The sequence below is a fragment of the Ramlibacter humi genome, assembly GCF_004681975.1.
In the GTDB taxonomy this organism is placed as follows: domain Bacteria; phylum Pseudomonadota; class Gammaproteobacteria; order Burkholderiales; family Burkholderiaceae_C; genus Ramlibacter; species Ramlibacter humi.
Window position 1 is genome coordinate 1,465,224 of record NZ_SMLK01000001.1, and the last position, 25,425, is coordinate 1,490,648.

Sequence of the window (25,425 nt, forward strand, 5' to 3'; positions counted from 1 at the left end):
AGGAATACTTTCCGTATTGTTCTTCTCTGCGTCCTCTGCGCTAACTCTGCGTCCTCTGCGCTGCGGACCCCGCATTCATCAGCTCACGACCCCGCCACCTTCATCCGGTCGATCAGCACCGACCCCACGGTCTTCGCACCGTAGTTGTAGGTGTCCGCGCCCACCGCCTGGATGCCCATGAACATCTCTTTCAGGTTGCCGGCGATGGTGATCTCCTGCACCGGGAAGGCGATCTCGCCGTTCTCCACCCAGAAGCCGCTCGCGCCGCGCGAATAGTCGCCGGTGACGTAGTTCACGCCCTGCCCCATCAGTTCGATGACGAACAGGCCCGTGCCCAGCTTGCGGATCATCTCGGGCAGGTTGTCGCCCTTGCGCGTGAGTTTCGACGCCAGCGACAGGTTGTGCGAGCCGCCCGCGTTGCCGGTGGTCTTCATGCCCAGCTTGCGCGCCGAATAGCTGGACAGGAAGTAGCCGCCCACGCGGCCCGCATCCACCACCTTGCGCGCCGTGGTGCGCACGCCTTCCTCGTCGAAAGGCGCGCTGCCCTTGCCGCGCTTCTGGTGCGGGTCTTCCAGCACCTCGATGTGGCCCGGGAAGACCTGCTTGCCCAGCGAATCCAGCAGGAAGCTGCTGCGCCGGTACAGCGAGCCGCCGCTGGTGGCCTGCACGTACGCGCCCAGCAGGCCCGCGGCCAGGGGCGATTCGAACAGCACGGGACATTCGCGCGTGCTGATCTTGCGCGACTTCAGGCGCGCCAGCGCGCGCTCGGCGGCATAGCGGCCCACGGCTTCGGCCGCGGCCAGCTCTTGCGGCGAGCGCATGGACGTGTACCAGGCGTCGCGCTGCATGTCGTCGCCCTTGCCCGCGATGGGCGCGACCGACACCGAGTGGCGCGAGCTGGCGTAGCCGCCGCGGAACCCGCGCGTGTGCGCGCTGAAGAAATGGCTTTGCTGCGCCGACACGCCGGCGCCTTCGCTGTTGGTGATGCGCTTGTCGGTGACGAAGGCCGCGGCTTCGCAGGCCAGCGCGATGCGCGCCGCTTCCTCGCTGTCGATGGACCAGGGGTGGAACAGGTCCAGGTCGGGCTGCTCTTTCGCGCCCGCGATGTCGCCTGCATCGGGCAGGCCCGCCACCGGGTCTTCGGCGGTGAAGCGCGCGATGTCGTAGGCGGCCTGCACGGTCTGGGCGATGGCGGCTTCGGAGAAATCGGACGTGCTGGCGTTGCCGCGGCGCTGGCCGATGTAGACGGTGACGCCCAGCGACTTGTCACGGTTGCGTTCGACGTTCTCCAGCTCACCCTTGCGCACCGAGACCGAGAGGCCGCAGCCTTCGGACGCTTCCGCGGCCGCGTCCGTCGCGCCGAGCTTCTTCGCATGGGCCAGCGCCTTGTCGACGAGTTGCTCGAAGGTGGAGCGCGAGTACGAGAAGCCTTGGTCTGTGCGGGAGGGGTTCGTCATGGCGGGGGCTATGATACTTGCGGCCGCCTCTGCAACAGGGCGCGCATCTCCCCTCCCCGACATGTCACGCAAACCGAAAAAGGGCTACTTCGTGCGCGGCCAGTTCGTCGCCGAAGGCAGCGAACTGGACCTGCAGCTCAAGGCCGAACAGAAGCACTACCAGGAGAACAGCCGCACCGAGCTCAAGCGCGAGAGCACGGAGCTGCAGAAGCTGGGCGAATCGCTGATCACGCTGCGCGCCGACCTGTTCGAGGGCCTGCAGCTGCCCGAGAAGCTGGTGGACGCGCTGGAAGAGGTCAAGCGCATCACCAACTTCGAAGGCCGCCGCCGCCAGATGCAGTTCATCGGCAAGCTCATGCGCCAGCTCGACGACGAGCAGCTGGCCGCCGTGCGCGAGGCGCTGGACGAGCAGCGGCAGGGCTCGGCCGCCGCCAGCCTGGCGCTGCACGAGGCCGAGCGCTGGCGCGACGACCTCATCGAGCGCGAAGACGCCGCCAAGGAATGGATCGAGGCGCACCCGGACACCGACAGCCAGCAACTGCGCGCGCTCATCCGCCAGGCGCGCAAGGACCGCCAGCCCAGCCAGGACGAGGTTTCGCGCGGGCTGGTGCCGCGCCACGGGCGCGCGTACCGTGAGATCTTCCAGCTCGTGAAGGAGGCGCTGCAGGATGAGTGAAGCGTTCGACCCGGTGCGCATCGGCATCGTTTCCATCAGCGACCGCGCCTCCGCCGGCGTGTACGAAGACAAGGGCCTGCCCGCGCTGCGCGAGTGGCTGCAGCGCGCGCTGAAGAACCCCATCACCTTCGAGCCGCGCCTGATTGCCGACGAGAAGGACCGCATCAGCGCCGCGCTGGTGGAGCTGGCGGACGCCGGCTGCAGCCTGGTGCTGACCACCGGCGGCACCGGCCCCGCGCGGCGCGACGTCACGCCCGAAGCCACGCTGGCCATCGCCGACAAGGAGATGCCCGGCTTCGGCGAGCAGATGCGCCAGATCAGCCTGCGCTTCGTGCCCACGGCCATCCTGTCGCGGCAGGTCGCGGTGATCCGCGGCGAGAGCCTGGTCATCAACCTGCCGGGGCAGCCCAAGTCGATCCAGGAAACGCTGGAAGGACTGAAGGACGCGAACGGCCAGCAGGTGGTCGCGGGCATCTTCGCCGCCGTGCCTTACTGCATCGACCTGATCGGCGGACCCTACCTCGAGACGAACGACGAGGTCTGCAAGGCTTTCCGCCCCAAGTCCGCGGTGCGGCCGCCGCGGGCCGCATGAACGCACGCGCCCTGGAAACCGCGCTGAGCCGCGAGATCTAGCCGCCCTGCACCACCTGCCGCCCGTAGAGCGCGGCGGACGTTTCCAGCCTTCGCAACACGGCTTCGCGCAAAGCGCGCGGCCGGAGCACTTCGACGTCCGGCGCCAGCCGCAGCAGTTGCGCCGCGGCCTGGTCGTCGGCTTCGACAGGGATCGTGATCTCCACCCGCGCACCCTCTTCAGGCGAAGGCGCATCGCGCAGCGCCCGCGCCACCAGCGCGCTCAGCTGCCGCAGGTGCGCCAGGCCGCGGGCCGTCGCCGCCACGTCCGCGGTGCCGGCGTACAGCTCCCGTTCGAAGCGCTTCACCGAAGCATCCCAGTAGGCGGCCAGGTCGAAAGCCTTGGGCCGCCGCACCGGCGCAGGCAGCACTTCGGCCGTCTCGATGCCGGACACGCGGAAGGTGCGCGGCTCCTTCTCGCGCACGGCCACCAGGTACCAGATGCCGGCCTTCAGCACCAGGCCCAGCGGCTGCACCACCTGGCGCGCGGAGCGTTTCCAGCTGGCGTAGTGCATCGAGAGCTGGCGCCCGTCCCACACGGCCGTGGCCACGGTGGGCAGGTGCCGCGGCGGCTCGGCCTCGCGGTACCAGTCGACCGGGTCCAGGTGCAGCCGCCCGCTGACGCGCTGCGCCTGGTCGCGCCACGCGCTGGGCAGCGCCGCCAGCAGCTTCAGTTGCGCGCTGCGCACCTGGTCTTCCAGCCCCAGTTCCGCCGCCGGGCCGGCCAGGCCGCCCAGGAACACCGCCTCGGCTTCCTTGGGCGTGAACCCCGTGAGCGAAGTCTTCCACCCGGGCAGCAGCTGGAAGCCGCCGCCGCGCCCTCGCTCCGCATAGACCGGCACGCCCGCGGCGGTGAGCTCGTCGATGTCGCGGTACAGCGTGCGCTCGGACACTTCCAGCGCGCCCGCCAGCGCCGCGGCGCTCATGCGGCCGCGGGTTTCCAGCAGCATCTGGATGCTGAGCAGGCGGGAAGCACGCATGGTGGCGGCAGTGTAGGCGCAATACCTGCCACGCGTTGGCAGGTATCCTGCGGCAGACTTCGCGCCTTCCATTCCAGAACAAGGGGACCCGAATGACCGCCACCGCTCCTACCACCGCCGAAGCCGCGATCGTCGAACTGCGGCAATACACGCTTCATCCCGGCCGGCGCGACGAGCTGGTCACGCTGTTCGACCGCGAGTTCGTCGAGCCGCAGGAAGCGTTGGGCATGAAGGTGATGGGCCAGTTCCGCGACCTGGACGCGCCCGACCGCTTCGTGTGGCTGCGCGGCTTTCGCGATCGCGCAGCGCGGCTGCACGGGCTGCAGTCGTTCTACGGCGGACCGGTGTGGGCGAAACACCGCGACGCGGCCAACGCCACCATGATCGATTCGGACGACGTGCTGCTGCTTCGTCCTGCCTGGCCGGGCGCCGAGCTGCGTTTGCGCGAACCGCGAGGCGACGGCAACGCGCCGGCAACGGGACTACTGGACGCCGCGGTCTTCCACCTCGCGCGCCCCGCGGATGAAGCTTTGCTGCAACTGGCGCGCGGCCCGCTCAGCGCCTGTCTTGAAACGGGCGGCGCGCTGTGGACCGCCTGGTACGTCACCGACACCACGCCCAACGACTTCCCCCGCCTGCCGGTGCGAGAGGGCACGAAGGTGCTGGCCGGGTTCGCCCTGTTCCCCGACGCGGCGGCGTTCGACGCCTTCGCCGCCAGCGGCCGCTGGTCCCGCGAAGCCGCGCCGCTGCTGGCGCCTTGGCTGCAAGGCGCGCCGGAACTGCGCCGCCTGGCGCCCACCTCGCGTTCCGCGATCAGGGCCTGAACCATGGATCCGCTCTGGCTTTTCACCCTGCTGGCCGTCGGCATCATCGTCGTGCCGGGCATGGACATGGCCTTCGTGCTCTCCAGCGCGCTGGTCGCCGGCCGGCGCGGCGGCTTTGCCGCGGTAGGCGGCATCGTGGCCGGCGGCGTGGTGCACGTGATCATGGGCACGCTCGGCGTCGGACTGCTGCTGCAGCTGTTCCCGGCCGCCTTCAACGCCGTGCTGGTGGCCGGCGCGCTGTACGTCGCCTGGATGGGCGTCGGGCTGTGGCGGTCACCCGCCACTTTGGCGATGCCCGCTGCCAGCGGCGCGCCGCGCGCCCTCGACCGCACTTTCGGCCGCGCGGCCGTCACCTGCCTGCTGAACCCGAAGGCTTACCTGTTCATGGTGGCCGTGTTCCCGCAGTTCATGCACCCCGACCGGGGTTCGCTGGCGCTGCAGGCCGTGGCGCTGGGCGCCATCATCGCGGCCACGCAGCTCACCATCTACGGCGCGGTCGCACTGGGTGCCGCTGGATTGCGCGATGCGCTGCTGCGCAACGAGCGCCTGCAGCACGCCGTGGGCCGCGGCGTAGCACTGTTGCTGATCGCGATGGCGGCGTGGACGCTGGCGCAGGCGTGGCGGTGAGCGCTCAGCCCATCAGCCTGCCGTACTCGGCATGCGTACCGATCCAGAACCAGTGCACGCCTCCATCCATGGGGATGCCCAGCGCGCGGTGATGCAGCCCTATGCGCACGCTGTAAAAGGGACTCCCGCCAAGCGTCTTGAAATGCAGGGATGGGGGGGCGGGATTTGCCCTCAGCAGGGCGTAGTTCTTTCGCGCGAGCCTCTGGATATCGGCGGGCAGCTTCTCGAAGCCATCCCAGAACCGGGCCGAGGCCGTGTGCTTCAAGGAGCCTTGCGCGGATCGGAACGGTAGTCCGCCCGCGCCTCGGCGGCGAGAGCATCAAGCTTGCCCGCTGCCGCGTCCTGCTGCAGCTGCGCGTCCCATGCCGCATGGTCGAACTCGGCGAACCAGCGCCGGAATTCCGCGAGGTCTTCCGGGGGGAGCGCGCGGACCGCGTCTTCGATGGCCTTGACGTCTGACATGGTGATCGGTCGATGCAAAGGCGAGTATGCCGCAGGCCCGCGGCACACCTCCCCATGGATGCGGTCGCTTCCAGGCCGGGTCAAGCCCGGCATGACAGCGCTCAATCGCCGTGCACGGCTGTGGCGCTCGCGCCGAGGTCATGCCGCACGCCCGTCAGCTTCTCGATCGCCTGCCACAGCTGCGCGATCTGGTGTTCCTGCGAAGCGGCGTGGTCGATCAGCTTGCGCATGGCTTCCGACACGGGGTCCTGGGTGCCGGTGATGCCGTAGGCCGCGAAGCCCGGCGCGCGCCCGCGCTCGTCGCGTTGCTCGGGGCGGATGATCCGCGCGGGGATGCCCACCGCGGTCGCCCCTGCGGGAACAGGCTTGAGCACCACGGCGTTGGAACCGACGCGCGCACCGTCACCGACCGTGAACCCGCCCAGCACCTTGGCCCCGGCGCTGACCACCACGTTCTTCCCCAGCGTCGGATGCCGCTTGGCGCCTCGCGTGAGCGACGTGCCGCCCAGCGTCACGCCCTGGTAGATGGTGCAGCCGTCGCCCACTTCGGCGGTCTCGCCGATCACGACGCCCATGCCGTGGTCGATGAACACACCGTCGCCGATCTTCGCGGCCGGGTGGATCTCGATACCGGTCAGCCAGCGCGACACCAGCGACAGGAACCGCGCCGGCCAGCGCAGGCGGTGCGTCCAGAACCAGTGCGCCGCCCGGTGCATCACCAGCGCGTGCAGGCCCGGGTAACACGTGACCACCTCCCACACGCCGCGCGCGGCGGGGTCACGGTCGAGGATGCACTGGATGTCGGAGCGCAGATGCCGGAACATGAATTTCAGTCATGAGCTCATGGGCCGGCCAGTCTAGGTTTTCCGCCGGCCCCCTGCTTCGGACATGGCCTTGGCGACACCACGCAGGATGTGGATTTCCTCGGGGGTGGGTTGCGCGCGGTTGAACAACTGGTTCAAGCGCGGCATCAGCTTCTTGGGCGCGGCGGGGTCGAGAAAACCCATGTCCACCAGCGCGCGCTCCCAGTGCTCCAGCATGCCGGCCACCGCCTGTGCATCCGCCGGCACCGCCGCGGGCGCCGCCGGCTTCACCTCGAAGCCGCCCAGCGCCAGCCGCCATTCGTACGCGATCACCTGGATGGCCGAAGCCAGGTTCAGCGAGCCGTAGCCCGGCGCGGTGGGGATGGTCAGCGCCACGTGGCAGCGGTACACGTCCTCGTTGCGCATGCCGTAGCGCTCGGAGCCGAAGAGGAATGCGACGCTGCCCGCTTTTCCGGCCAGCGCCGGCAGGTGCTCGCGCGGCGTGGACGTCGGCGGCCCGAAGTCGCGCGGCGTCATCGCGGTGGCGCACAGCGTGTCGACGCCCTCCAGCGCCTCGTCCAGCGTGGCCACGATGCGCGCCGAGGCCAGCACGTCGGTGGCGCCGCTGGCCCGGTCGATGGCCTCCTGCCGCTGCAGCACGTCGGGCCAGCGCGGCGCCACCAGCACGAGCTCATCGAAGCCCATGACCTTCAGGGCGCGGGCGGCGGCGCCGACATTGCCCGCATGGCTGGTCTGGATCAGGACGAATCGTGTTTTCAAGTGGGGCCGGTAAAATCGGGGATTGTCGCCGCCCGCATCGCCGTGGCGGCCTACCGTTCTTCGATCAAGCCGCGGGGCGCCTTTTCGCCGCGCGGCAGCACCAGACAATCCATGCCGTCCAACCTGCACCCCATGCTCAACGTGGCCATCAAGGCCGCACGCGCCGCCGGCGCCATCATCAACCGCGCGGCGCTCGACGTCGAATCCGTGCGCATCTCGCAGAAGCAGGTGAACGACTTCGTCACCGAAGTCGACCACGCCAGCGAGCAGGCCATCATCGAGACCCTGCTGGGCGCCTACCCCGACCACGCCATCCTGGCCGAGGAATCGGGCCAGCAGCACGGCAAGCAAGGCAGCGACCACGTCTGGATCATCGATCCGCTGGACGGCACCACCAACTTCATCCACGGCTTCCCGGTCTACTGCGTCAGCATCGCGCTGGCGGTCAAGGGCCGCGTGGAGCAGGCGGTGATCTACGACCCCACCCGCAACGACCTCTTCACCGCCACGCGCGGCCGCGGCGCCTATGTCAACGAACGCCGCATCCGCGTGTCCAAGCGCACCGAGCTGTCGCGTTGCCTGATCTCCACCGGGTTCCCGTTCCGCCCCGGCGACAACTTCAACCTGTACCTGCGCGCGATGTCCGAGGTGATGCAGCGCACCGCGGGCCTGCGCCGCCCCGGCGCCGCCGCGCTGGACCTGGCCTACGTGGCCGCGGGTTTTACCGACGGCTTCTTCGAAACCGGCCTGTCGCCCTGGGACGTGGCGGCCGGCTCGCTGCTGGTGACCGAAGCCGGCGGCCTGATCGGCAATTTCACCGGCGAGCCCGACTTCATGGACCAGAAGGAATGCGTCGCGGGCAACCCGCGCGTGTACGGCCAGCTGGTGCAGATGCTGCGCAAGTACAGCAAATTCGCCACCGCCGGGGAGAAGGCGCAGGTGCGCCAGGGCCAGCAGCTGGTGGCGCCGGACACCACGCCATCCACCCACTTCACCGAAGCGCCGGACGACAAGAGCGGGGAGTGAGCCCGTGCACGGGGTGCTGCCCGAGCTGATGCGCCAGGACCCGTGGACCGCCACCGCGGTGCTGGCGCTGCTGGCCGTCGTGGCCGCGATCATCGTCCATGCCGTGGTCGGCACCGTGCTGCGCCGGGCCACGCGCGGCGCGCCCATCCTCCACGCCATGCTGCTGGCAGGCGAGCGCCCGGCCGGCGCCGTCATGCCGCTGGTGGCGCTGCAGGTCGTGTGGCAGCTGGCGCCGAACGACCTGCGCTTCATCGACAACGTCCGCCACGTCAACGGCCTGCTGTTCATCGCGGCCCTCACCTGGCTGGCCATGGCCGCCATCCGCGGCACCGCGGCCGGCGTCATCGAGCAGCACCCGGTGGACATGGAAGACAACATGCAGGCCCGCCGCGTACAGACGCAGGCGCGGGTGCTGGCGCGCACCGCCATGACCATCGCGCTGCTCGCCGGCGCGGCGATGGCGCTGATGACTTTTCCGGGCGCGCGCCAGGTCGGCGCCAGCCTGCTCGCGTCCGCCGGCGTGCTGGGCATCGTCGGCGGCCTGGCCGCGCGGCCGGTATTCAGCAACCTCATCGCCGGCCTGCAGCTGGCGCTGGCGCAGCCGCTGCGGCTGGACGACGTGCTGATCGTGCAAGGCGAATGGGGCCGGGTGGAGGAGATCACCGGTACCTACGTGGTGCTGAAGCTGTGGGACGAACGGCGCATGGTGGTGCCGTTGCAGTGGTTCATCGAGAACCCGTTCCAGAACTGGACGCGCACCAGCTCGCAGCTGCACCAGGCCGTCTACCTGTTCGTGGACTTCGCCACGCCGCTGGAGCCGCTGCGGGCAGAGCTCAGGCGCGTGGTGGAAGCGGCCCCGGAATGGGACGGCCGCACCGCGGCGCTGGTGGTGGCGGATGCGACGGAACGCGCGATGAAGCTGCGGGTGCTGGTCTCCGCCCGCGCGGCCGGCCCGGCCTTCGACCTGGGCTGCAAGGTGCGGGAAGCGCTGTTCGCGCTGATGGCGCGCGACTACCCGCAGTACCTTCCGACGACGCGGCAGATCAACAGGGCAGCCGATGACGAATGACCTCGGCGCTGCGCGCCTCAATGACGAATGACTGACGCCCCGTCATTTGTCATTGGTCATTCGTCATTGACTCATCAGCGGCCGTCCCAGGCCAGCGACGGCCCCTGCGGCGAATGCCGGCGGAACGCGGCCACGTACAGCTGGCCGAAGAACAGCACGATGTTCATCTTCTGGACCGCTTCGCGGTGCAGGCGCCACACGTGCTGCAGCTGGGAAGGTTTCAGGCCGGTGGCCACGGCCTCGGCCAGCTCGGACCGGGCGGCATTGGCGCTTTCCTGCGCCTTGGCCGCCGCGCGGCTGGCCGCGCCGCAGATCACCTTGAGGTAACCCATCTGGTGCTCCGGCACCACCACGAATCCGGCCTTCTTGCCCGACATACCGCGCTCCCTGCTGCGTTTGGCGTTGGATGCACGCATCGTGGCCGGGCAGCCGTGCCGCCCCTGTAGGACTCGCGCCGAGCGCACTGTGGGCAGCATCCACCGCCGGGCAACGATAATGGCCGACCGCTGTGCCAGCCGGTGCGCGGCAAGGGATTCAGAGACGAGGAAATGGACGAGCCAGAGACCGCCGTCGCGGTGCCGCCAGCGGCGCACACGCCGATGATGCAGCAGTACCTTTCGGTGAAGGCGCAGCATCCCGGCACCCTCGTGTTCTACCGCATGGGGGACTTCTACGAGCTGTTCTACGGCGACGCGGAGAAAGCCGCGCGCCTGCTGGACATCACCCTCACCCGCCGCGGCAATTCCGCGGGCCAGCCGGTCGTCATGGCCGGCGTGCCGTTCCATTCGGTCGAGAACTACCTCGCCAGGCTGATCAAGCTGGGCGAGTCGGTCGCCATCTGCGAACAGGTGGGCGACGTCGCCACCAGCAAGGGCCCGGTCGAGCGCAAGGTCGTGCGCGTGGTCACGCCCGGCACGCTGACCGACACCGAACTGCTGGCCGACAAGTCCGAAGCCATGCTGCTGGCCGTGCACCAGGGCTCGCGGCACCGCTGCGGCCTGGCGTGGCTCAGCGTCACGCAGGGTGCGCTGCAGCTGGCCGAGTGCGCCGGCGACGAGCTCGAAAGCTGGGTGGCCCGCATCGCGCCCAGCGAACTGATCTACAGCGCCGACGCCACCGCCGCGTTCGGCCAGCGGCTGAAAGCGCTGCGCTTTTCCAGCGGCCTGTCGCTGACGGAGCGGCCCGCCTTCCAGTTCGACGCCGGCCTGGGCCTGCGCAAGCTGCTGGAACAGCTCAACACGGCCACGCTAACCGCTTGGGGCGCCGACGAGCTGGTGCACGCCCACGCGGCGTCCGCGGCGCTGCTGGCGTACGCCGAACACACGCAGGGCCGCGCGCTCACGCACGTGCAAAGCCTGCAGGTGCAGCGCGACGACGAGCTGGTCGACCTGCCCGTCACCACGCGGCGCAACCTGGAACTGGTGCAGACACTGCGCGGCGAAGACTCGCCCACCCTCTTCTCGCTGCTGGACACCTGCATGACCGGCATGGGCAGCCGCCTGCTCAAGTGCTGGCTGCTGGAGCCGCGTCGCGACCGCACGCAGGCCCAGGAACGGCTCGATGCCGTGGACTCGCTGCGCGGCGGCACCTGGCAGCGGCTGCGCGCCGAGCTCAAGGGCTTGTCCGACGTCGAGCGCATCACCGCCCGCACCGCGCTGCGCCAGGTGCGCCCGCGCGAACTGGTCGGGCTGCGGCAATCGCTGGAGAAGGCGCGCCAGTTGGCTTTGGCCAGCGACGGCAGCACCGCGCTGCTCGCGCGGCTGCAAGCCGACCTGGCGCCCCCGCCTTGCGATGCGCTGCTGCAGCGCGCGCTGATGGAGGAGCCCGCCGCCCTCGTCCGCGACGGCGGCGTCATCGCCGCCGGCCACGACGCCGATCTCGACGAGCTGCGCGCCATCCAGGACAACGCCGACGGCTTCCTCATCGAACTGGAGCAGCGCGAGCGCGCCCGCACCGGCATCGCCAACCTCAAGGTGCAGTTCAACCGCGTGCACGGCTTCTACATCGAGGTGTCGCAGGGCCAGCTGGACAAGGTGCCCGGCGACTACCGCCGCCGCCAGACGCTGAAGAACGCCGAGCGCTTCATCACGCCGGAGCTCAAGACCTTCGAGGACAAGGCGCTGTCGGCGCAGGAACGCGCGCTGGCGCGCGAGAAGTTCCTGTACGAGCAGCTGCTGGACGAGCTGCAGCCGCACGTGCCCGCCCTCACCCGCCTGGCGCGCGCGCTGGCTTCGTTGGATGCGCTGTGCGCCCTGGCCGAGCGCTCGCTCACGCTGGGCTGGTGCCGTCCGCAGTTCATGAAGGAACCCGGCATCGAGATCACGCGCGGCCGCCACCCGGTGGTGGAAGCGCGGCTGGCCGAGACTTCGGGCGGCTCGTTCATCGCCAACGACACCCGGCTGGGCCCCAAACAGCGCATGCAGGTGATCACCGGCCCCAACATGGGCGGCAAAAGCACCTACATGCGGCAGGTGGCCATCGTCTGCCTGCTGGCCGCGATGGGCTCGTACGTGCCCGCCTCGGCCTGCCGGTTGGGGCCGATGGACGCCATCCACACGCGCATCGGCGCGGCCGACGACCTGGCCAACGCGCAATCGACGTTCATGCTGGAGATGACCGAGGCGGCGCAGATCCTGCATTCGGCCACGCCGCAGAGCCTGGTGCTGATGGACGAGATCGGCCGCGGCACCAGCACCTTCGATGGCCTGGCTCTTGCATCCGGCATCGCCGCGCACCTGCACGACAAGACCCAGGCCTTCACCTTGTTCGCCACCCACTACTTCGAGCTGACCGAGTTCCCCGCCCGGCACCACGCCGCGGTGAACGTGCACGTCAGCGCCACGGAATCGGGCGCCGACATCGTGTTCCTGCACGAGATCCAGCCCGGCCCGGCCAGCCGCAGCTACGGCATCCAGGTGGCCCGGCTGGCGGGCATGCCGGCTGCCGTGGTCAACCACGCGCGCCACGCGCTGGCCTCGCTGGAAAGGCAGCAGGAAGCCGCGCGCGAGCAGGTGGACCTGTTCGCCGCGCCACCGGAAGCCGTGCAGGCCGGCCCCAGCCCCGCGGAAGCGGCACTGGCGGCGCTGGACCCCGATACCATGAGTCCGCGCGAGGCGCTGGATGCGCTCTACGTGCTGAAGAAAAAACTGGACCCCAAATGACCTACTGCGTCGGCATCAAGCTCAACGCCGGGCTGGTGTTCCTGTCCGACTCCCGCACCAACGCGGGGGTGGACCACATCAGCACCTTCCGCAAGATGATCGTGTACGAGCGGGCGAACGACCGCTTCATGGTCCTGCTCACCGCGGGCAACCTGTCCATCTCGCAGTCGGTGCGCGAGATCCTGCAGGTGGAACAGCTCAAGGACCCCGACGGCGAACCCATCACCATCTGGAACGCGCGCAGCATGTTCGACGCGGCCCGCGTGCTGGGCCAGGCCGTGCGCCGCGTGTACGACCGCGACGCCGAAGCGCTGAAGAACGCCGGCGTCGAGTTCAACATCTCGCTCGTCTTCGGCGGGCAGATCAAGGGCGAAGGCATGCGGCTCTTCCAGGTGTACTCGGCCGGCAACTTCATCGAAGCCACGCTCGAGACGCCCTACTTCCAGATCGGCGAGTCGAAGTACGGCAAGCCGGTACTCGACCGCGTGATCACGCCCGACACGCCGCTGGACGAAGCGGCCAAGTGTGCGCTGGTGTCCATGGATTCGACGATGAAATCCAACCTGTCGGTCGGCCCGCCGCTGGACCTGGTGGAGTACGAGGTCAACCGCTTCCAGAGCGACAAGATCGTGTGCATCGACATGGCCAATCCGTACTACCGCATGTTGCACTCCAGCTGGGGCCAGAAACTGCGCGAGGTGTTCGACAGCCTGGAAGACCCGGTCTGGGACGACACCCACACCGACACCCCGCTGAAGGTGCCCACGGCCGTGAACAAGCCGCTGAAAAAGATCTCGCGGCCGGAAGAGAAGCTGATCTGAACCGCCGCATTCACGCGATCCGGAACCTTGTCATTCCCGCGAAGGCGGGAATCCATGGCGTCCGCTTCCGCGGCCTGCATGGAAGCCATGGATCCCCGCCTCCGCGGGGATGACGCCGGGCAAGGCCTGCTCGGCAGCCAAATATGTCCCTCATCGTCTTCTCCCACGGCAACTCCTTCCCCGCCGCCACCTACTCGCAGCTCTTCAGGCACCTGCGCTCGCGCGGCTTCACGGTCAAGGCGGTCGACAAGTTCGGGCATGACCCGCGCTACCCGGTCACCAGCAACTGGCCGCACCTCGTGCAGCAGCTGCACGACTTCGCGCAGCGCGAAGTCGACAAGGCCGGCGAGCCCGCCTTCTTCGTCGGCCATTCGCTCGGCGGCTTCCTCAGCGTGATGTGTGCGGCAAAGCACCCATCGCTGGCGCGCGGCGTGCTGATGCTGGATTCGCCGCTCGTGGGCGGCTGGAAGGCGACGGCGCTGCACGCGGCCAAGCGCACGCAACTCGTCGGTGCGGTCTCGCCCGGCCGCATCAGCCGCCGCCGCAAGAACCGCTGGGCCGGCACCGAGGAAGCGTTCGAGCACTTCCGCCACAAGCGCGCGTTCGCGCGCTGGGACGAGCAGGTGCTGCGCGACTACGTGAATCACTGCACGCACGACGACGGCGGCGAACGCGTCCTCAGCTTCGACCGCGACGTCGAGACCGCGATCTACAACACGCTGCCGCACCACCTGTCCGCGTTGCTCAAGCGGCACCCGCCGCGTTGCCCTGTCGCGTTCGTCGGCGGCCTGCAATCCGAAGAGGTGAAGCAGGTCGGGCTCGCGTTGACCGACGAGGTCACGCGCGGCCGCCGCATGATGATCGACGGTACCCACCTGTACCCGATGGAGAAGCCGCTGGCCACCGCGGCTGCGGTCGAGGCGTCCCTGCGCGCGATCGAACCGTCCCGCTGAAGTTTCACGGGTTAGTCCAATGGGACTACCCACCTTCCTCGCCGGCGATGTGCTTCCTAGACTTCGCCCATGGGAACGCTCGCACCTCCGTTATCCACCGCGGTCACGGACAGCGGGCTTTCACTGGATCGCCCGCATCCGCCTGCCGCGCCGGCGGACACACTGCCTTCCGGCGGCTCGCAACTGGCCGCTTTCACCGGCTTCGTGGAGAAGGCCACCGGCCTTCGCTTCGACGACTACGAGGCGCTGCACGCGTTCTCGGTGCGCGAGTTCCGCCAGTTCTGGTCGCTGTTCCTCCAGTGGTGCCGCGCGCCGCTGGCCGTGGCCGGCGACGCGGAACCGGTGTGCGTCGGCGACGAGGTGGAGCAAGCCCGCTTCTTCCCGCTGCTGCAAGTGAGCTACGCGGACAGCCTGCTCAATCTGTCGATCGCGCCGGCGGAAGCGCCCGCGGTCACCGAATGCCACGGCGACGGCACGGTGAGCCGCCTCACACGCGGCGAGCTGCGCGACCGCGTCGCGCGCCTGGCCGCGCACCTGGCCGCGGCGGGCATCGTCGAAGGCGACCGCGTCGTGGCGGTGCTGCGCAACGATGCGTCGGCCATCGCCGTCGCGCTGGCGGTCACCGCGATGGGCGCGACGCTGTCCACCGCGGCGCCGGACATGGGCGTGCAGGCGCTGAAGGACCGCTTCGCGCCGCTGAAGCCCAAGCTGCTGATCGCGCACTTCGCACCCCAGCCGTTCGACGACCTGCCGCCGGCCGAGCGCGTCGCGCAGCTGCTGCCTCACCTGCCCGGCCTGGTCGGCGTGCTCTCGGTGGACGGCGCGGGCGCGCCGCCATTGCCCGCCGGCTTGCCGCTGTTCAATGCACCTGAATGGCTGTCGCGCGAGCCGGAAATCGAATTCGCCTGGCCGCGCTTCCACTTCAACCACCCGCTGTTCGCGATGTTCTCGTCGGGCACCACCGGCAAGCCCAAATGCATCGTGCATGGCGCGGGCGGCACGCTGCTGGAGCACGTGAAGGAACACCGGCTGCATTGCGACCTGCGCCCGGGGCAACGCCTGTACTTCCACACCAGCTGCGGCTGGATGATGTGGAACTGGCAGCTGTCGGCGCTGGCTTCCGGCGTGGAGGTTGTCACGTACGACGGCCCCATCGATTCGGTGGACCGCCTTTGGCAGCTGGTCGCGCGCGAGCACGTCAACGCGTTCGGCACCAGTCCCGGGTATTTGAAGATGTGCGAGGAAGCCGGCTTCGAGCCGCACACGCTGGACCTGTCCGCGCTGCACGCCGTGATGTCCACCGGCGCCGTGCTGCACGACCGCCAGTTCCACTGGGTGACGCAGAACGCCAAGGAAGTGCCGGTGCAGTCCATCTCCGGCGGCACCGACATCATCGGCTGCTTCGTGCTCGGCCACCCCGACCGCGCCGTACGCGCCGGCGAGTCGCAATGTCGCAGCCTGGGACTGGACGTGCAGGCGTGGCACGACGGGGCATCCGCCCCCGAGAAAACCGGCATGGGCCAGCTCGTGTGCGCCACGCCCTTCCCTTCGCGGCCGATCGGCTTCCACGACGACGCCGACGGATCGCGCTTCCACGCCGCGTACTTCTCGCAGAACCCGGGCGTGTGGACGCACGGCGACCTGATCGAGCTCACGCCCGAAGGCGGCGCGCGCATGCACGGCCGCTGCGACGGCGTGCTCAACGTGCGCGGCACCAAGTTCCATCCCGGCGAGGTGTACCGCGTGCTGGCCGGCATCCCCGGCATCGTCGACGCGATGCTGGTGCAGCGGCAGGCCGCCGGGCTGCAGCAGGTGGTGGCGCTGCTCGTGCTGGCGCCGGGCCGCGAGCTCGACACCGAACTGGCCGCGCGCGTGCGCACCGGCATCCGCGACGCATTGTCGTCCGCGCACGTGCCCGACCTCTTGCTGGACGTGCCCGCGCTGCCGGTCACGCACAACGGCAAGCCTTCGGAATCCGCCGCGCGCGCAGCCGTGGATGGACGCGAGGCCGCCAACCTGGCGGCGCTGCGCAACCCGCAGTGCCTGGACGTCATCGCGAAGCATCCGCTGCTGCGCACGGGCGAGGCCGCGGCAGCCGGTGAAGACAGCTCGCTGATCGACAAGCTGTGCGCCAGCTGGGCCACCAGCCTGGGCCTGCCCTCCGTCGGGCCCGACGACAACTTCTTCGCGCTGGGTGGCAACTCGCTGGCGGCCGCGCGCGTGCTGCGCGGCGTGCAGGCCATCACCGGCGTCGAACTGCCGCTGACCGCGCTGCTGCAGGCGCCCACCGTGCGCGAGCTGGCCGCGCTGGCCGAATCGCGCTCGCCGCCGCCTTCGCCCCTCGTGGCGCCGATGCGCGCGGGCATCGGCCGGCCGCTGTTCCTGGTGCACGGCCTCAGCGGCACGGTGATGGAGTGCTGGCCGCTGGTGCAGGGCCTGCGCACCGAGCGCCCGGTGTGGGGCGTGCAGGCCGTCGGGCTCGACGGGCGCCACGCGCCGCTGCGTTCCGTGACCGAGATGGCCACCACCTACCTGGCCGAGATCCGCCGCGTGCAACCCAGCGGGCCGTATGCGCTGTCCGGCTTCTCGTTCGGCGGCCTGGTCGCATTCGAGATCGCGCGGCAGCTGGAACAGATGCAGGAACGCGTGGACGCCGTCGTGCTGCTCGATCCTTACCTGCAGCGCGATCTGCCCTGGTGGCGCGAGCACGGCGAACGCGCCTGGCTGGCGCTGAACCGCCTGGCTCGCATGTCCCCGCCGGCGCGGCGCGACTACCTGCTGGCCTTGTGGAGCCGCTGGCGGCACCGCCAGCCCGCGCCGCTGCCCATCGTCGTGGACGAGCCCGCGCCGGACGTGCGCGATGGACTGACGCAGGCCCTCAGCGAATACCGCGCCCCGCACTATCCCGGCACGGTGGCGTTCGTGCACGCGACGCAGCTGCTGCCGGGCTACGTGGACCCGATGCCCGGCTGGCGGGCCGCGGTGAAGGAGCTGCAGGTCTTCGAGCTGGAGACCGGCCACCTGGACCTGGTGGGCAGCCACGCGATGGCCGTGGCCCGCATCCTGGACCGGGTGCTGCAATCCGTGTGAGCACGCAGGACGCCGGCCGCCAGCGGCAGCGTCCCGCGTCCTACAGCCAGGCGCCGTGACGGCGGACGAGCCCCGATCAGTGGCGGGCGGAGCATGGTGGCATGCGTACTGCATCCTTCGCGGGCCCGTACAAGGCGCCGCCCATGTCCTTGCTGGCCATGGAACCCCTGCGCGCGGTCTTCGACTTCGCCGCGGCCAAACTGGGCTCCCGCGCCGAACCGGTGGGTGACGGCCACGCGGTCATCGTGTTCCCCGGCCTCGGCGGGGCCCCTTTCACCACCTCGCACCTGCGCGGCTTCCTGAAGGATTGCGGCTTCGACGCGCATTGCTGGGGGCGCGGCATCAACACCGGGCCGGACGGCGACTTCGACGCCTGGCTGGCCGGCCTGGAAGCCGACGTGCGCGCGCACCACGAACGCAGCGGCCGCAAGGTCAGCCTCCTCGGCTGGAGCCTGGGCGGCATCTACGCGCGCGAGCTGGCCAAGCGCTGCCCCGGGTGCGTGCGCCAGGTGATCACGCTGGGCACGCCGTTCGCATCGATGCGCGGCGCCACGCATGCGGAGACGGTGTACCGCTTGCTGAACGGCGACACCTCGCAGCTGACGCCCGCGCTGGAGGCGCGCCTGCGCGAGTGCCCGCCGGTGCCCACCACTTCCGTCTACAGCCGCACCGACGGCGTGGTGTGCTGGCGCGGTTGCCTGGAAAAGCGAAGCGCCACTTCCGAAAGCGTGGAAGTCGCGGCCAGCCACCTGGGCATGGTCACCCATCCGGAAGTGATGCGGGTGATCGTGAACCGGCTGGCGCAGCCGGAGGGAACGTGGAAGCGGTACCGGCGCCGCCGGCTGCCGCACTGAGGGCTATTCGGAAGCGGGCCGCTCGTCCTGCGGCTGGTGCCGCGCGCCGAAATGGTGGCGGCGAAGGTTGTCCATCGCGGCGGCGGCGCCCACGCCCCAGGTGCTGTCTTCCATCGGTGTTGCCGGCACGGCGTGGCCGGCGTCGGCCGGGGCTTCGTTCGCCACCGGCGTTTCCGGATTGCCGCTGTCCTGCTGTTCCATCTTCTTTTGTCCGCCGTCCGCGCGAGATGCCGCGCTGGACTCCATCTTCGGCGAAGCGCGCCGACTCGGCTGTCGGGCGCGCCGGATGCACCAAGTAGGACTTGCCGTACGTCAGCGCGCGGTCAGTCGCGCCAGTCCACCCAGCCCATCGAGGCGGTGACGAGCACGACGATGCCGAAGGCGATGCGGTACCAGGCGAAAGGCGTGAAGCTGTGCGAGGAGATGTAGCGCAGAAGCCACCGCACGCAGGCCCAGGCGCTCAGGAACGAGAACACCAGCCCGACCATGAAGAGAGGCAGGTCCTGCATCGACAGCAGCGCCCGCTCCTTGTAGAGGCTGTACACGCCCGCACCGATGAGCGTGGGGATGGCCAGGTAGAACGAGAAGTCGGTCGCCGCCTTGCGCGACAGGCCGAGCAGCATGCCGCCGATGATGGTGGCGCCGCTGCGGCTGGTGCCGGGGATCATCGCCAGGCACTGCACCAGGCCGACTTTCAGCGCGTCCATCGGCGACATCTGGTCCACGTCGTGGATGCGCACCGCCGCGTGCTGGCGGCGCTCGGCCCAGAGGATGACGAAGCCGCCCAGGATGAACGTGGTGGCCACCACCCACGGCGTGAACAGGTGCGCCTTGATGTACTTGCCGAAGAGCAGGCCCAGCACCACCGCGGGCAGGAAGGCGACGAGGACGTTGGTGGCGAAGCGCTGCGCCTGGCGCTGCGACGGCAGCTGCACCAGCGTGGCGCGGATCTTCTGCCAGTAGACGATGATGACCGCGAGGATGGCGCCGGTCTGGATGGCGATGTCGAAGACCTTGGCCTTCTCGTCGTCGAAGCCGAGCAGCGCGCCCGCCAGGATCAGGTGGCCGGTGCTGGAGATCGGCAGGAACTCGGTGAGCCCCTCCACCACCCCCATGACCGCGGCCTTGGCCAGCAGGACGATATCCACGCGCGCTCCTCAGTAGAAAGACGCCGGATTATCGGCTGGCCCAGCCGCACGGAACCTGACATGGCCCGGTCGGGCCTGCAGATGTCAGGCCAGCGCCAGCCGCAGCTGCGAAGCGCACAGCTGCACGGCCGTGTTCGCCTCGTCGATCACCTTGCCCATGGTGATGAAGCCGTGGATCTGGCGGTCGAAGTTCACCAGCGAGGCTCGGCTGCCGGCTTCGCTGAGCTTCTGCGCATACGCCACGCCCTCGTCGTGCAGCGGGTCGTAGCCGGCCACCAGCACGAAGGCGGGCGGCAGGTTGCGGTGGTCCGTGTGCAGCAGCGGTGAGGCGCGCCAGTCCAGGTAGTGCTTCCGGTCGTCGATGTAGTGGCTGATGAAGTAATCCATGGTGGCCTTCTCCAGCAGGTAGCCCTGGCCGTTGGCCTGGTGCGAAGGCCAGCCGCGGCGCTGGTCGGTGGCCGGGTAGATGAGCAGCTGGAACGCCAGTTTGGGCCCGCCTTCGCGGAAAGCCAGCGCGGTCACCGCGGCCAGGTTGCCGCCCGCGCTGTCGCCGCCCACGGCCATGCGCTTCGCATCCAGCTTGAGTCCGGCCGCGTTGTCATGCACCCAGCGCGCGGCGGCGAGTGCATCGTCCACTGCCGCGGGGTAGCGGTGCTCCGGACCCATCCGGTAGTCCACGGCCACCACCGCGCATCCCGAGCCGTTGGCCAGCTGGCGGCACAGCGTGTCGTGCGTGTCCAGGTCGCCGATCACCCAGCCGCCGCCGTGGTAATACACCAGCACCGGCAACACATCCGCAGCCGCGCTGCCGGCCGGCCGGTAGTAGCGCAGCGGGATGTCGCCAGCCTTCAGCTCGCTCACCTGCGTCACTTCGGGCGGCTCGGGCTGCGTGACGGCGCGGCGCACCCGGTAGAACTCGCGCGCTTCCCTGGGCGACAGCGTGTGCGTGGGCGGGATGCCCTTCTCCTCGATCAGGCGCAGCAGCGCCTGGGCCTGGGGGTGCAGCATGGGGACTCCTTTGCGGCCGCCATGGTGCCGCACGCACCAAGACCGGGCCGAGCGGGCTATCCCTGACGGCTTCAGCGGCGCGCATTTCACCCCGCCCGCCCGCATTTCGCTCCCCGTTTCCCGCGTTTCGTCCCATGCCGCTCGCCCCGCGCGGGGGCCGGCGGCAAAGTCCGCCCCATCGAAAGCAGAACGAGGTACGCCATGCAGCTCACACCCGTCATCGCCGTCCACATGACCGCCGCCATCGCGGCCATCGTCACCGGTCCCGTCGCCCTGTGGGCGCGCCGCGGCCGCCAGCAGCACCCGAAGCTGCACCGCGCCTTCGGCTACGCCTGGGTCACGCTGATGCTCATCACGGCCGTCTCGGCCCTGTTCATCCGCGACTTCCACATGCCCAACCTGGCCGGCTACACGCCCATCCACCTGCTGGTGCCGGTCACGCTCATCGGCCTGTTCGGCGCGTTCTACGCGCTGGCCCGCGGAAACATCGCCGTCCACCGCAGCGTGATGCAGAAGCTCTACATCGGCGCGTGCCTGGTCGCCGGCGTTTTCACGCTGCTGCCCGGCCGCTACCTCGGCCATCTGCTGTGGAGCAGCGCCGGCCTGATCTGAATCCCGTCCCCCACCGTTCACCCAAGGAGATCGCCATGCTCATCCAGCTCGTCACCCAGCATCCCGAAGCCCTTCCCCGGATCCTGCAAAGCACCCCGACGTGGGTGTGGGGCCTGTTCGCCGGCCTGCTCGCGCTCGGCTTCAGCCAGGTCCGCGGCCGCACCATGTCGCTGCTGCGCGTCTCGCTCGTGCCTTTCGTGATGGCAGGCTTCGGCGCCTGGGGCATGTTCAGCGCGTTCGGCAACGCGCCCCACGGCGCGATGGTCGTCGGGCTGTGGATCGCCACGGCCGCGATCGTCGCCGCCGTGGTCGGCATGGGCCGCTCCCACGCCACCTACGACGCCGCCACCCGCAGCTACGCCGTGCCCGGCAGCTTCATGCCCTTGCTGATGATCGCCGGCATCTTCCTGGTGAAGTGGTCGGTCGGCGTGGAACTCGCGCTGCAGCCGCCGATTGCGCAGGACACCAGCTTCGGCCTCGCCATCGCGCTGGTCTACGGCGTGTTCAACGGCCTGTTCGCCGGCCGCGCCGCGCGCCTGTGGCGCCTGGCTTTCAACGCCCCGGTGCCGGCCCGCGCCGCCGCCTGATCCCCTTCCACCCGCACTGAAAACCTGGGAGCTCGTCATGAACGATTCGCAAGACCTCGAACGCACTGCCCGCCGCCGCGCCGGCGCCAAGCTGGGCTGGCTCGTGCACGCGATGGTGTACGTCTGCGTCAACCTGCTGCTGGCCGGCATCGCTTTCGCCGCCGGCCGCGGCTGGGCCATCTACCCGGCACTGGGCTGGGGCCTGGGCCTGCTGGTGCACGGCTTCGTGGTGTTCATCGTCACCGGCGGCGGCGGCGTGTACGCCCAGCTGGTGGACCATGAACGCAGCCGCCTGCAACTGCAGCGCGACCCGTGGTGAGCCCCATGAAGCGCTACTTCATCGCCACCATCCTGGCCGCCGCGGCGGCCTTCGCGCAGGCCGGCATGGGCGTCATGCAGCTCCCGGGGCAGGCGGGCGACGGACCGGTGACGGTCTTCTATCCCACCGCCGCACCGGACGAGGAGACGCAGCGCGGCCCCTTCACGCTGAAGCTGGCGCCGCCGCAATCGCCGCTGCAGAAGGGCAACGGCCGCCTGGTGGTCATCTCGCACGGCTCCGGCGGCAATGCGTGGGTGCACTCCGACCTGGCGCATGCGCTGGTGGACGCGGGCTACGTCGTCGCGATGCCGCAGCACCGCGGCGACAACGCCAGCGACCCGTCCCACCCCGGACCGCAAAGCTGGAAGATCCGTCCGCTGGAAGTCTCGCGCGCCATCGACGCCGTCGCCGCCGACGCGCGCCTGGCGCCCCTGCTCTCGCTGGACAAGGTGGGCATGTACGGCATGTCGGCGGGCGGCCACACCGCGCTGTCGCTCGCCGGCGGCCGCTCCTCGCCGGCGGCGTTCGCCGCGCACTGCGAGCAGGACATCGCCGACGACTTCCCGGCCTGCGTCGGCTTGCTCACCCGCCGCACCGGCAGCTGGTTCGACAACGTGAAGATCTTCTTCGCCAAGGCGGTCATCCACTCGCGCTTCGCCGGCGACACCGAGGGCGCCACGCACACCGACCCGCGCATCGCCGCCATCGTGGCGGGCGTGCCCTTCGCGGCGGACTTCGATCCGCCATCGCTGGCCAACCCGCCAGTGCCGCTGGGCCTGGTCACCGCCGCGAAAGACGCGTGGCTGCCGCCGCGTTTCCACAGCGACCGCATCCTCGCCGCCTGCCAACCGCGCTGCGAGCTGGTGGCCGCGTTGCCCGATGGCGGCCATGGCGCCCTGCTGTCGCCCCCGCCGCCCGCTCGCGTGCTGTCGGAGAAGGAGCTCGCGCTGCTGGGCGACCCGCCCGGCTTCGACCGCGGCGCCACGGTTCCCGCCGTGGACCGCGCCATCGTTTCGTTCTTCCAGCGCCGCCTGGCCCCCTAGAATTTCGCGATGCCCGCACTCTCTCCCGACGAAATCGACCGCCTGGCCCGCAAGCGCGCCGGCGCCAAGCTGGGCTGGTTCCTGCACGCGGCCGTGTACGTGGTGGTGAACCTCACGCTGCTGGCGATGTCGCGCTACGGCTGGGGCAACCGCCCGTGGTCCATCTTTCCGGTGCTCGGTTGGGGGCTGGGCCTCGCGCTGCACGGCCTGTCGGTGTTCGTCATCGGCCAGGGCAGCGCGCTGCGCGAACACCTGGTGCGCAAGGAGCGCGAGCGGCTCCAGCGCGAACACGGCGGCCCGCGATGAAGATCGACGGCCTGTCCAAGCTGCAGCACGCCCTGCAGGTGGCGGCCTTCACGCTGGCCATCGCCACCATCCAGTACGCCTTCGAACCCGAGCGCCCTTACGGGCCGCCGGTCGCGTACTCGGTGGCCATCGGCATGACCACCTGGGCCGTCATCGACTTCGGGCGGCACCTCGTCCCTTCCGCGCGCGAAACGGGCTGGCCGCGGGGCTTCCAGGGCATCCTGCTGGTGGCCGTGGGCATCGTGGCCGGCTGGTTCGCGGGCAACGCCATCGGCGACTTCGCGTGCCGCACGCTGGGCCTGTTCCCGCCGGGCACGCTGCCGCGCGATCCCGTGAAGGACCTGCGCAACTCGGTGCTCATCACGCTGATGGCGGGCATCGCGGGCAGCTACTGGTTCTACAGCCGCTTCCGCAACGAGTACTTCGAGCGCCGCGCGGCCGAGGCGCAGCGGCACGCCGACGAAGCGCGCCTCAAGCTGCTGGAAACGCAGCTGGAACCGCACATGCTGTTCAACACGCTGGCCAACCTTCGCGCGCTGATCGGCGTGGACCCTTCGCGCGCGCAGCTGATGCTCGATCACATGATCGCGTACCTGCGCGCCACGCTGTCCGCTTCGCGCGCCACCACGCACCCGCTGCAGGCGGAATTCGACCGCCTGCGCGACTACCTGGAACTGATGGCCATCCGCATGGGGCCGCGGCTGTCGTACGAGCTGCAATTGCCGCCGGAACTCGCGCAGGTCCCCGTGCCCACGCTGCTGCTGCAGCCGCTGGTGGAGAACGCCATCCAGCACGGGCTGGAACCGCAGGTGGGCGGCGGGCGGCTGACGATCTGCGCGAAACGCGAAGACGGCGAGCTGGTGCTGTCGGTCGACGACACGGGCGTGGGGCCGGGCGGCACGACCCCGGGTTCGGGCTTCGGGCTCACGCAAGTGCGCGAGCGCCTGGCCACGCTGCATGGGGCCGCCGCTCGCCTGCAGCTGGCGGCCGCGCAGCCCAAGGGCACGCGCGCCACCATCCACATCCCCGCGAGGACCGCTTGAACCCCACCGCGCTGATCGCCGAGGACGAGCACCTGCTGGCGCAGGCGCTGCAGGCCGAGCTGCGCAAGGCCTGGCCCGAGCTGCAGGTGGTGGGCATCGCGGGCGACGGCGAGTCCGCCATCCGCGAAGCGCTGGAGCACCGGCCCGCCGTGCTGTTCTTCGACATCCGCATGCCGGGGCTCAGCGGGCTGGAAGCCGCCGCGCAACTGGCCGACGAGTGGCCTGATGACCAGCCCTTTCCCGCGCTGGTGTTCGTCACCGCGTACGACCAGTACGCGGTGGAGGCTTTCGAAGCGCAGGCGATGGACTACGTGCTCAAGCCCGTGCAGCCGGCGCGGCTGACCAAGACGGTGGCGAAGCTGAAGGAGGCGCTGGCGCAGCGCAATGGGGGCGGTGGTCTCGACACCGCGGTCGAACAGCTGCGCCATCTGCTGGCCGGCCAGCGTGGCAGCGCGGCGCCGCTGAAGGTCATCCAGGCCGGCGTGGGCAACACGCTGAAGATGGTGCCCATCGCCGAGGTGCTGGTGTTCGAAGCCGCGGACAAGTACGTGCGCGTGCTGACCACCGGGCACGAGTACCTGATCCGCACGCCGCTGAAGGATCTGCTGCCGCAGCTGGATGCCGACGAGTTCTGGCAGGTGCACCGCGGCACGGTGGTACGCGCCGAGGCGATCGAGGCGGTGACGCGGGATGAGGCGGGGAAGCTGCACCTGCAGGTGCGCGGGCGGAAAGAGAAGCTGCCGGTGAGCCGGCTGTATGCGCATTTGTTCAGGGCGATGTGACGTGCCTTGCCCCCTCCCCCCGGAGGGCGAGGGAGGAAAACCTCCCACCTCGCGCAGCGCGGCGGCGCGTTTCGTGATGTCGAGATTTCATGCGGCATCCGAGCCCATCCGCGCACGGGCGGTGCACTGCTTTCGTTTGCAGAAACGATGCACCTTCACAGTGCTGTCGAGGCTCGCTCCGACAGGAAAAGAGGCGCTGTCCTACAGGCTCGCAGGAGGGGGTGCGGTTTACTAGCAGCCAATCACCCCGACTCCTCTGAGTCCCCTCCTCCTCCGGGGTGAGCTGGTCCGGCCCTCCGTCCCGCGACTGGCATGTTGCCCCCAAGCCCCAGGCTTGGGGGCTCTTTTTTGTGCCGCCGCTTTT

General features: G+C 69.9%; 28 protein-coding genes. 18 read left to right on the forward strand and 10 right to left on the reverse strand.

Annotated elements, in window-relative coordinates:
* Positions 1-83 precede the first annotated feature (83 nt).
* The gene (gene pmbA / locus EZ216_RS06880) at positions 84-1,457 is read right to left on the reverse strand and encodes a metalloprotease PmbA (RefSeq protein WP_135248946.1); all 1,374 of its coding nucleotides are present in this window, start codon (positions 1,455-1,457) and stop codon (positions 84-86) included.
* A gap of 61 nt (positions 1,458-1,518) precedes the next feature.
* Between pmbA and yjgA the strand changes: the two genes are divergently transcribed.
* Positions 1,519-2,133, forward strand: a complete 615-nt coding sequence (yjgA, locus tag EZ216_RS06885) for a ribosome biogenesis factor YjgA (RefSeq protein ID WP_135248947.1) — start codon at positions 1,519-1,521, stop codon at positions 2,131-2,133.
* A gap of 13 nt (positions 2,134-2,146) precedes the next feature.
* Positions 2,147-2,725 (forward strand): molybdopterin adenylyltransferase, encoded by a 579-nt coding sequence (gene mog / locus EZ216_RS06890; RefSeq protein ID WP_439126720.1) that lies wholly within the window; start codon positions 2,147-2,149, stop codon positions 2,723-2,725.
* 37 nt (positions 2,726-2,762) lie between these two features.
* On the opposite strand, the gene EZ216_RS06895 is transcribed toward mog, so the two are convergent.
* Positions 2,763-3,743, reverse strand: a complete 981-nt coding sequence (locus tag EZ216_RS06895; protein WP_135248949.1) for a helix-turn-helix transcriptional regulator — start codon at positions 3,741-3,743, stop codon at positions 2,763-2,765.
* Between the two features lie 92 nt (positions 3,744-3,835).
* Between EZ216_RS06895 and EZ216_RS06900 the strand changes: the two genes are divergently transcribed.
* Both EZ216_RS06900 and EZ216_RS06905 read left to right on the forward strand, forming a co-directional pair.
* Complete coding sequence (locus EZ216_RS06900; protein WP_135248950.1) at positions 3,836-4,567, forward strand: NIPSNAP family protein; 732 nt, start codon at positions 3,836-3,838, stop codon at positions 4,565-4,567.
* Positions 4,568-4,570: 3 nt separating this feature from the next.
* Complete coding sequence (locus tag EZ216_RS06905; protein WP_135248951.1) at positions 4,571-5,194, forward strand: LysE family translocator; 624 nt, start codon at positions 4,571-4,573, stop codon at positions 5,192-5,194.
* Between the two features lie 4 nt (positions 5,195-5,198).
* Here EZ216_RS06905 and EZ216_RS06910 read toward each other — a convergent pair whose 3' ends face one another.
* The 4 genes from EZ216_RS06910 to EZ216_RS06925 all read right to left on the reverse strand — a co-directional run bounded on the left by EZ216_RS06910 (position 5,199) and on the right by EZ216_RS06925 (position 7,239).
* Positions 5,199-5,459, reverse strand: coding sequence for a type II toxin-antitoxin system RelE family toxin (locus tag EZ216_RS06910; protein ID WP_135248952.1), 261 nt, complete (start codon positions 5,457-5,459; stop codon positions 5,199-5,201).
* Positions 5,456-5,656 (reverse strand): hypothetical protein, encoded by a 201-nt coding sequence (locus tag EZ216_RS06915; protein WP_135248953.1) that lies wholly within the window; start codon positions 5,654-5,656, stop codon positions 5,456-5,458. Before EZ216_RS06915 ends, EZ216_RS06910 begins: the two co-directional genes overlap by 4 nt.
* A 101-nt stretch (positions 5,657-5,757) precedes the next feature.
* Entirely contained in the window at positions 5,758-6,480 is a 723-nt protein-coding gene (gene cysE, locus EZ216_RS06920) for a serine O-acetyltransferase (RefSeq protein ID WP_135248954.1), read from the reverse strand.
* A gap of 33 nt (positions 6,481-6,513) precedes the next feature.
* Positions 6,514-7,239 carry an RNA methyltransferase gene (locus tag EZ216_RS06925; RefSeq protein ID WP_135248955.1) on the reverse strand — a complete coding sequence of 242 codons (726 nt, stop codon included), beginning with the start codon at positions 7,237-7,239 and terminating at the stop codon, positions 6,514-6,516.
* A 111-nt stretch (positions 7,240-7,350) separates the two neighbouring features.
* Between EZ216_RS06925 and EZ216_RS06930 the strand changes: the two genes are divergently transcribed.
* Positions 7,351-8,265 (forward strand): inositol monophosphatase family protein, encoded by a 915-nt coding sequence (locus EZ216_RS06930; RefSeq protein ID WP_135248956.1) that lies wholly within the window; start codon positions 7,351-7,353, stop codon positions 8,263-8,265.
* 28 nt (positions 8,266-8,293) lie between these two features.
* Entirely contained in the window at positions 8,294-9,334 is a 1,041-nt protein-coding gene (locus EZ216_RS06935; protein WP_135249139.1) for a mechanosensitive ion channel family protein, read from the forward strand.
* Between the two features lie 74 nt (positions 9,335-9,408).
* Here the strand turns inward: EZ216_RS06935 and EZ216_RS06940 are convergent, their stop codons facing one another.
* Entirely contained in the window at positions 9,409-9,711 is a 303-nt protein-coding gene (locus EZ216_RS06940; RefSeq protein WP_135248957.1) for a hypothetical protein, read from the reverse strand.
* Positions 9,712-9,882: 171 nt separating this feature from the next.
* Here EZ216_RS06940 and mutS point away from each other — a divergent pair, with 171 nt between their 5' ends.
* The 5 genes from mutS (at position 9,883) to EZ216_RS06965 (ending at position 18,213) form a co-directional block, all read left to right on the forward strand.
* Positions 9,883-12,495 carry a DNA mismatch repair protein MutS gene (gene mutS, locus EZ216_RS06945; protein WP_135248958.1) on the forward strand — a complete coding sequence of 871 codons (2,613 nt, stop codon included), beginning with the start codon at positions 9,883-9,885 and terminating at the stop codon, positions 12,493-12,495.
* Entirely contained in the window at positions 12,492-13,316 is an 825-nt protein-coding gene (locus tag EZ216_RS06950) for a proteasome-type protease (RefSeq protein ID WP_135248959.1), read from the forward strand. The genes mutS and EZ216_RS06950 overlap by 4 nt, the downstream gene beginning before the upstream one ends.
* Positions 13,317-13,459: 143 nt before the next feature.
* On the forward strand, positions 13,460-14,269 hold the full coding sequence (locus tag EZ216_RS06955) for an alpha/beta hydrolase (RefSeq protein ID WP_135248960.1): 810 nt from the start codon (positions 13,460-13,462) through the stop codon (positions 14,267-14,269).
* Positions 14,270-14,338: 69 nt separating this feature from the next.
* On the forward strand, positions 14,339-17,359 hold the full coding sequence (locus tag EZ216_RS06960) for an acetoacetate--CoA ligase (RefSeq protein WP_239024285.1): 3,021 nt from the start codon (positions 14,339-14,341) through the stop codon (positions 17,357-17,359).
* Positions 17,360-17,460: 101 nt separating this feature from the next.
* Positions 17,461-18,213, forward strand: a complete 753-nt coding sequence (locus tag EZ216_RS06965) for a lipase family alpha/beta hydrolase (RefSeq protein WP_135248961.1) — start codon at positions 17,461-17,463, stop codon at positions 18,211-18,213.
* 3 nt (positions 18,214-18,216) lie between these two features.
* Here EZ216_RS06965 and EZ216_RS06970 read toward each other — a convergent pair whose 3' ends face one another.
* From EZ216_RS06970 to lipP1, 3 genes are all read right to left on the reverse strand, one after another.
* Positions 18,217-18,414: a hypothetical protein gene (locus EZ216_RS06970; RefSeq protein ID WP_135248962.1), complete on the reverse strand. Its 198-nt coding sequence runs from the start codon at positions 18,412-18,414 to the stop codon at positions 18,217-18,219.
* 122 nt (positions 18,415-18,536) lie between these two features.
* The gene (locus EZ216_RS06975; protein ID WP_135248963.1) at positions 18,537-19,361 is read right to left on the reverse strand and encodes an undecaprenyl-diphosphate phosphatase; all 825 of its coding nucleotides are present in this window, start codon (positions 19,359-19,361) and stop codon (positions 18,537-18,539) included.
* A gap of 84 nt (positions 19,362-19,445) precedes the next feature.
* Positions 19,446-20,369: a LipP1 family hormone-sensitive lipase gene (gene lipP1 / locus EZ216_RS06980; protein WP_135248964.1), complete on the reverse strand. Its 924-nt coding sequence runs from the start codon at positions 20,367-20,369 to the stop codon at positions 19,446-19,448.
* 201 nt (positions 20,370-20,570) lie between these two features.
* Between lipP1 and EZ216_RS06985 the strand changes: the two genes are divergently transcribed.
* Genes EZ216_RS06985 through EZ216_RS07015 form a run of 7 tightly spaced genes read left to right on the forward strand, consistent with a single transcriptional unit; the run spans position 20,571 to position 25,061 of the window.
* On the forward strand, positions 20,571-20,981 hold the full coding sequence (locus EZ216_RS06985) for a DUF2306 domain-containing protein (protein WP_135248965.1): 411 nt from the start codon (positions 20,571-20,573) through the stop codon (positions 20,979-20,981).
* Between the two features lie 35 nt (positions 20,982-21,016).
* Positions 21,017-21,568, forward strand: coding sequence for a DUF6622 family protein (locus tag EZ216_RS06990; protein ID WP_135248966.1), 552 nt, complete (start codon positions 21,017-21,019; stop codon positions 21,566-21,568).
* A gap of 37 nt (positions 21,569-21,605) precedes the next feature.
* Positions 21,606-21,887: a 2TM domain-containing protein gene (locus tag EZ216_RS06995; protein ID WP_135248967.1), complete on the forward strand. Its 282-nt coding sequence runs from the start codon at positions 21,606-21,608 to the stop codon at positions 21,885-21,887.
* A 5-nt stretch (positions 21,888-21,892) separates the two neighbouring features.
* Complete coding sequence (locus tag EZ216_RS07000; RefSeq protein ID WP_135248968.1) at positions 21,893-22,930, forward strand: alpha/beta hydrolase family protein; 1,038 nt, start codon at positions 21,893-21,895, stop codon at positions 22,928-22,930.
* 9 nt (positions 22,931-22,939) lie between these two features.
* Complete coding sequence (locus EZ216_RS07005) at positions 22,940-23,236, forward strand: 2TM domain-containing protein (RefSeq protein WP_135248969.1); 297 nt, start codon at positions 22,940-22,942, stop codon at positions 23,234-23,236.
* Positions 23,233-24,279, forward strand: coding sequence for a sensor histidine kinase (locus EZ216_RS07010; RefSeq protein WP_135248970.1), 1,047 nt, complete (start codon positions 23,233-23,235; stop codon positions 24,277-24,279). Before EZ216_RS07005 ends, EZ216_RS07010 begins: the two co-directional genes overlap by 4 nt.
* Positions 24,276-25,061, forward strand: a complete 786-nt coding sequence (locus tag EZ216_RS07015) for a LytR/AlgR family response regulator transcription factor (RefSeq protein ID WP_135248971.1) — start codon at positions 24,276-24,278, stop codon at positions 25,059-25,061. The genes EZ216_RS07010 and EZ216_RS07015 overlap by 4 nt, the downstream gene beginning before the upstream one ends.
* Positions 25,062-25,425 lie beyond the last annotated feature (364 nt).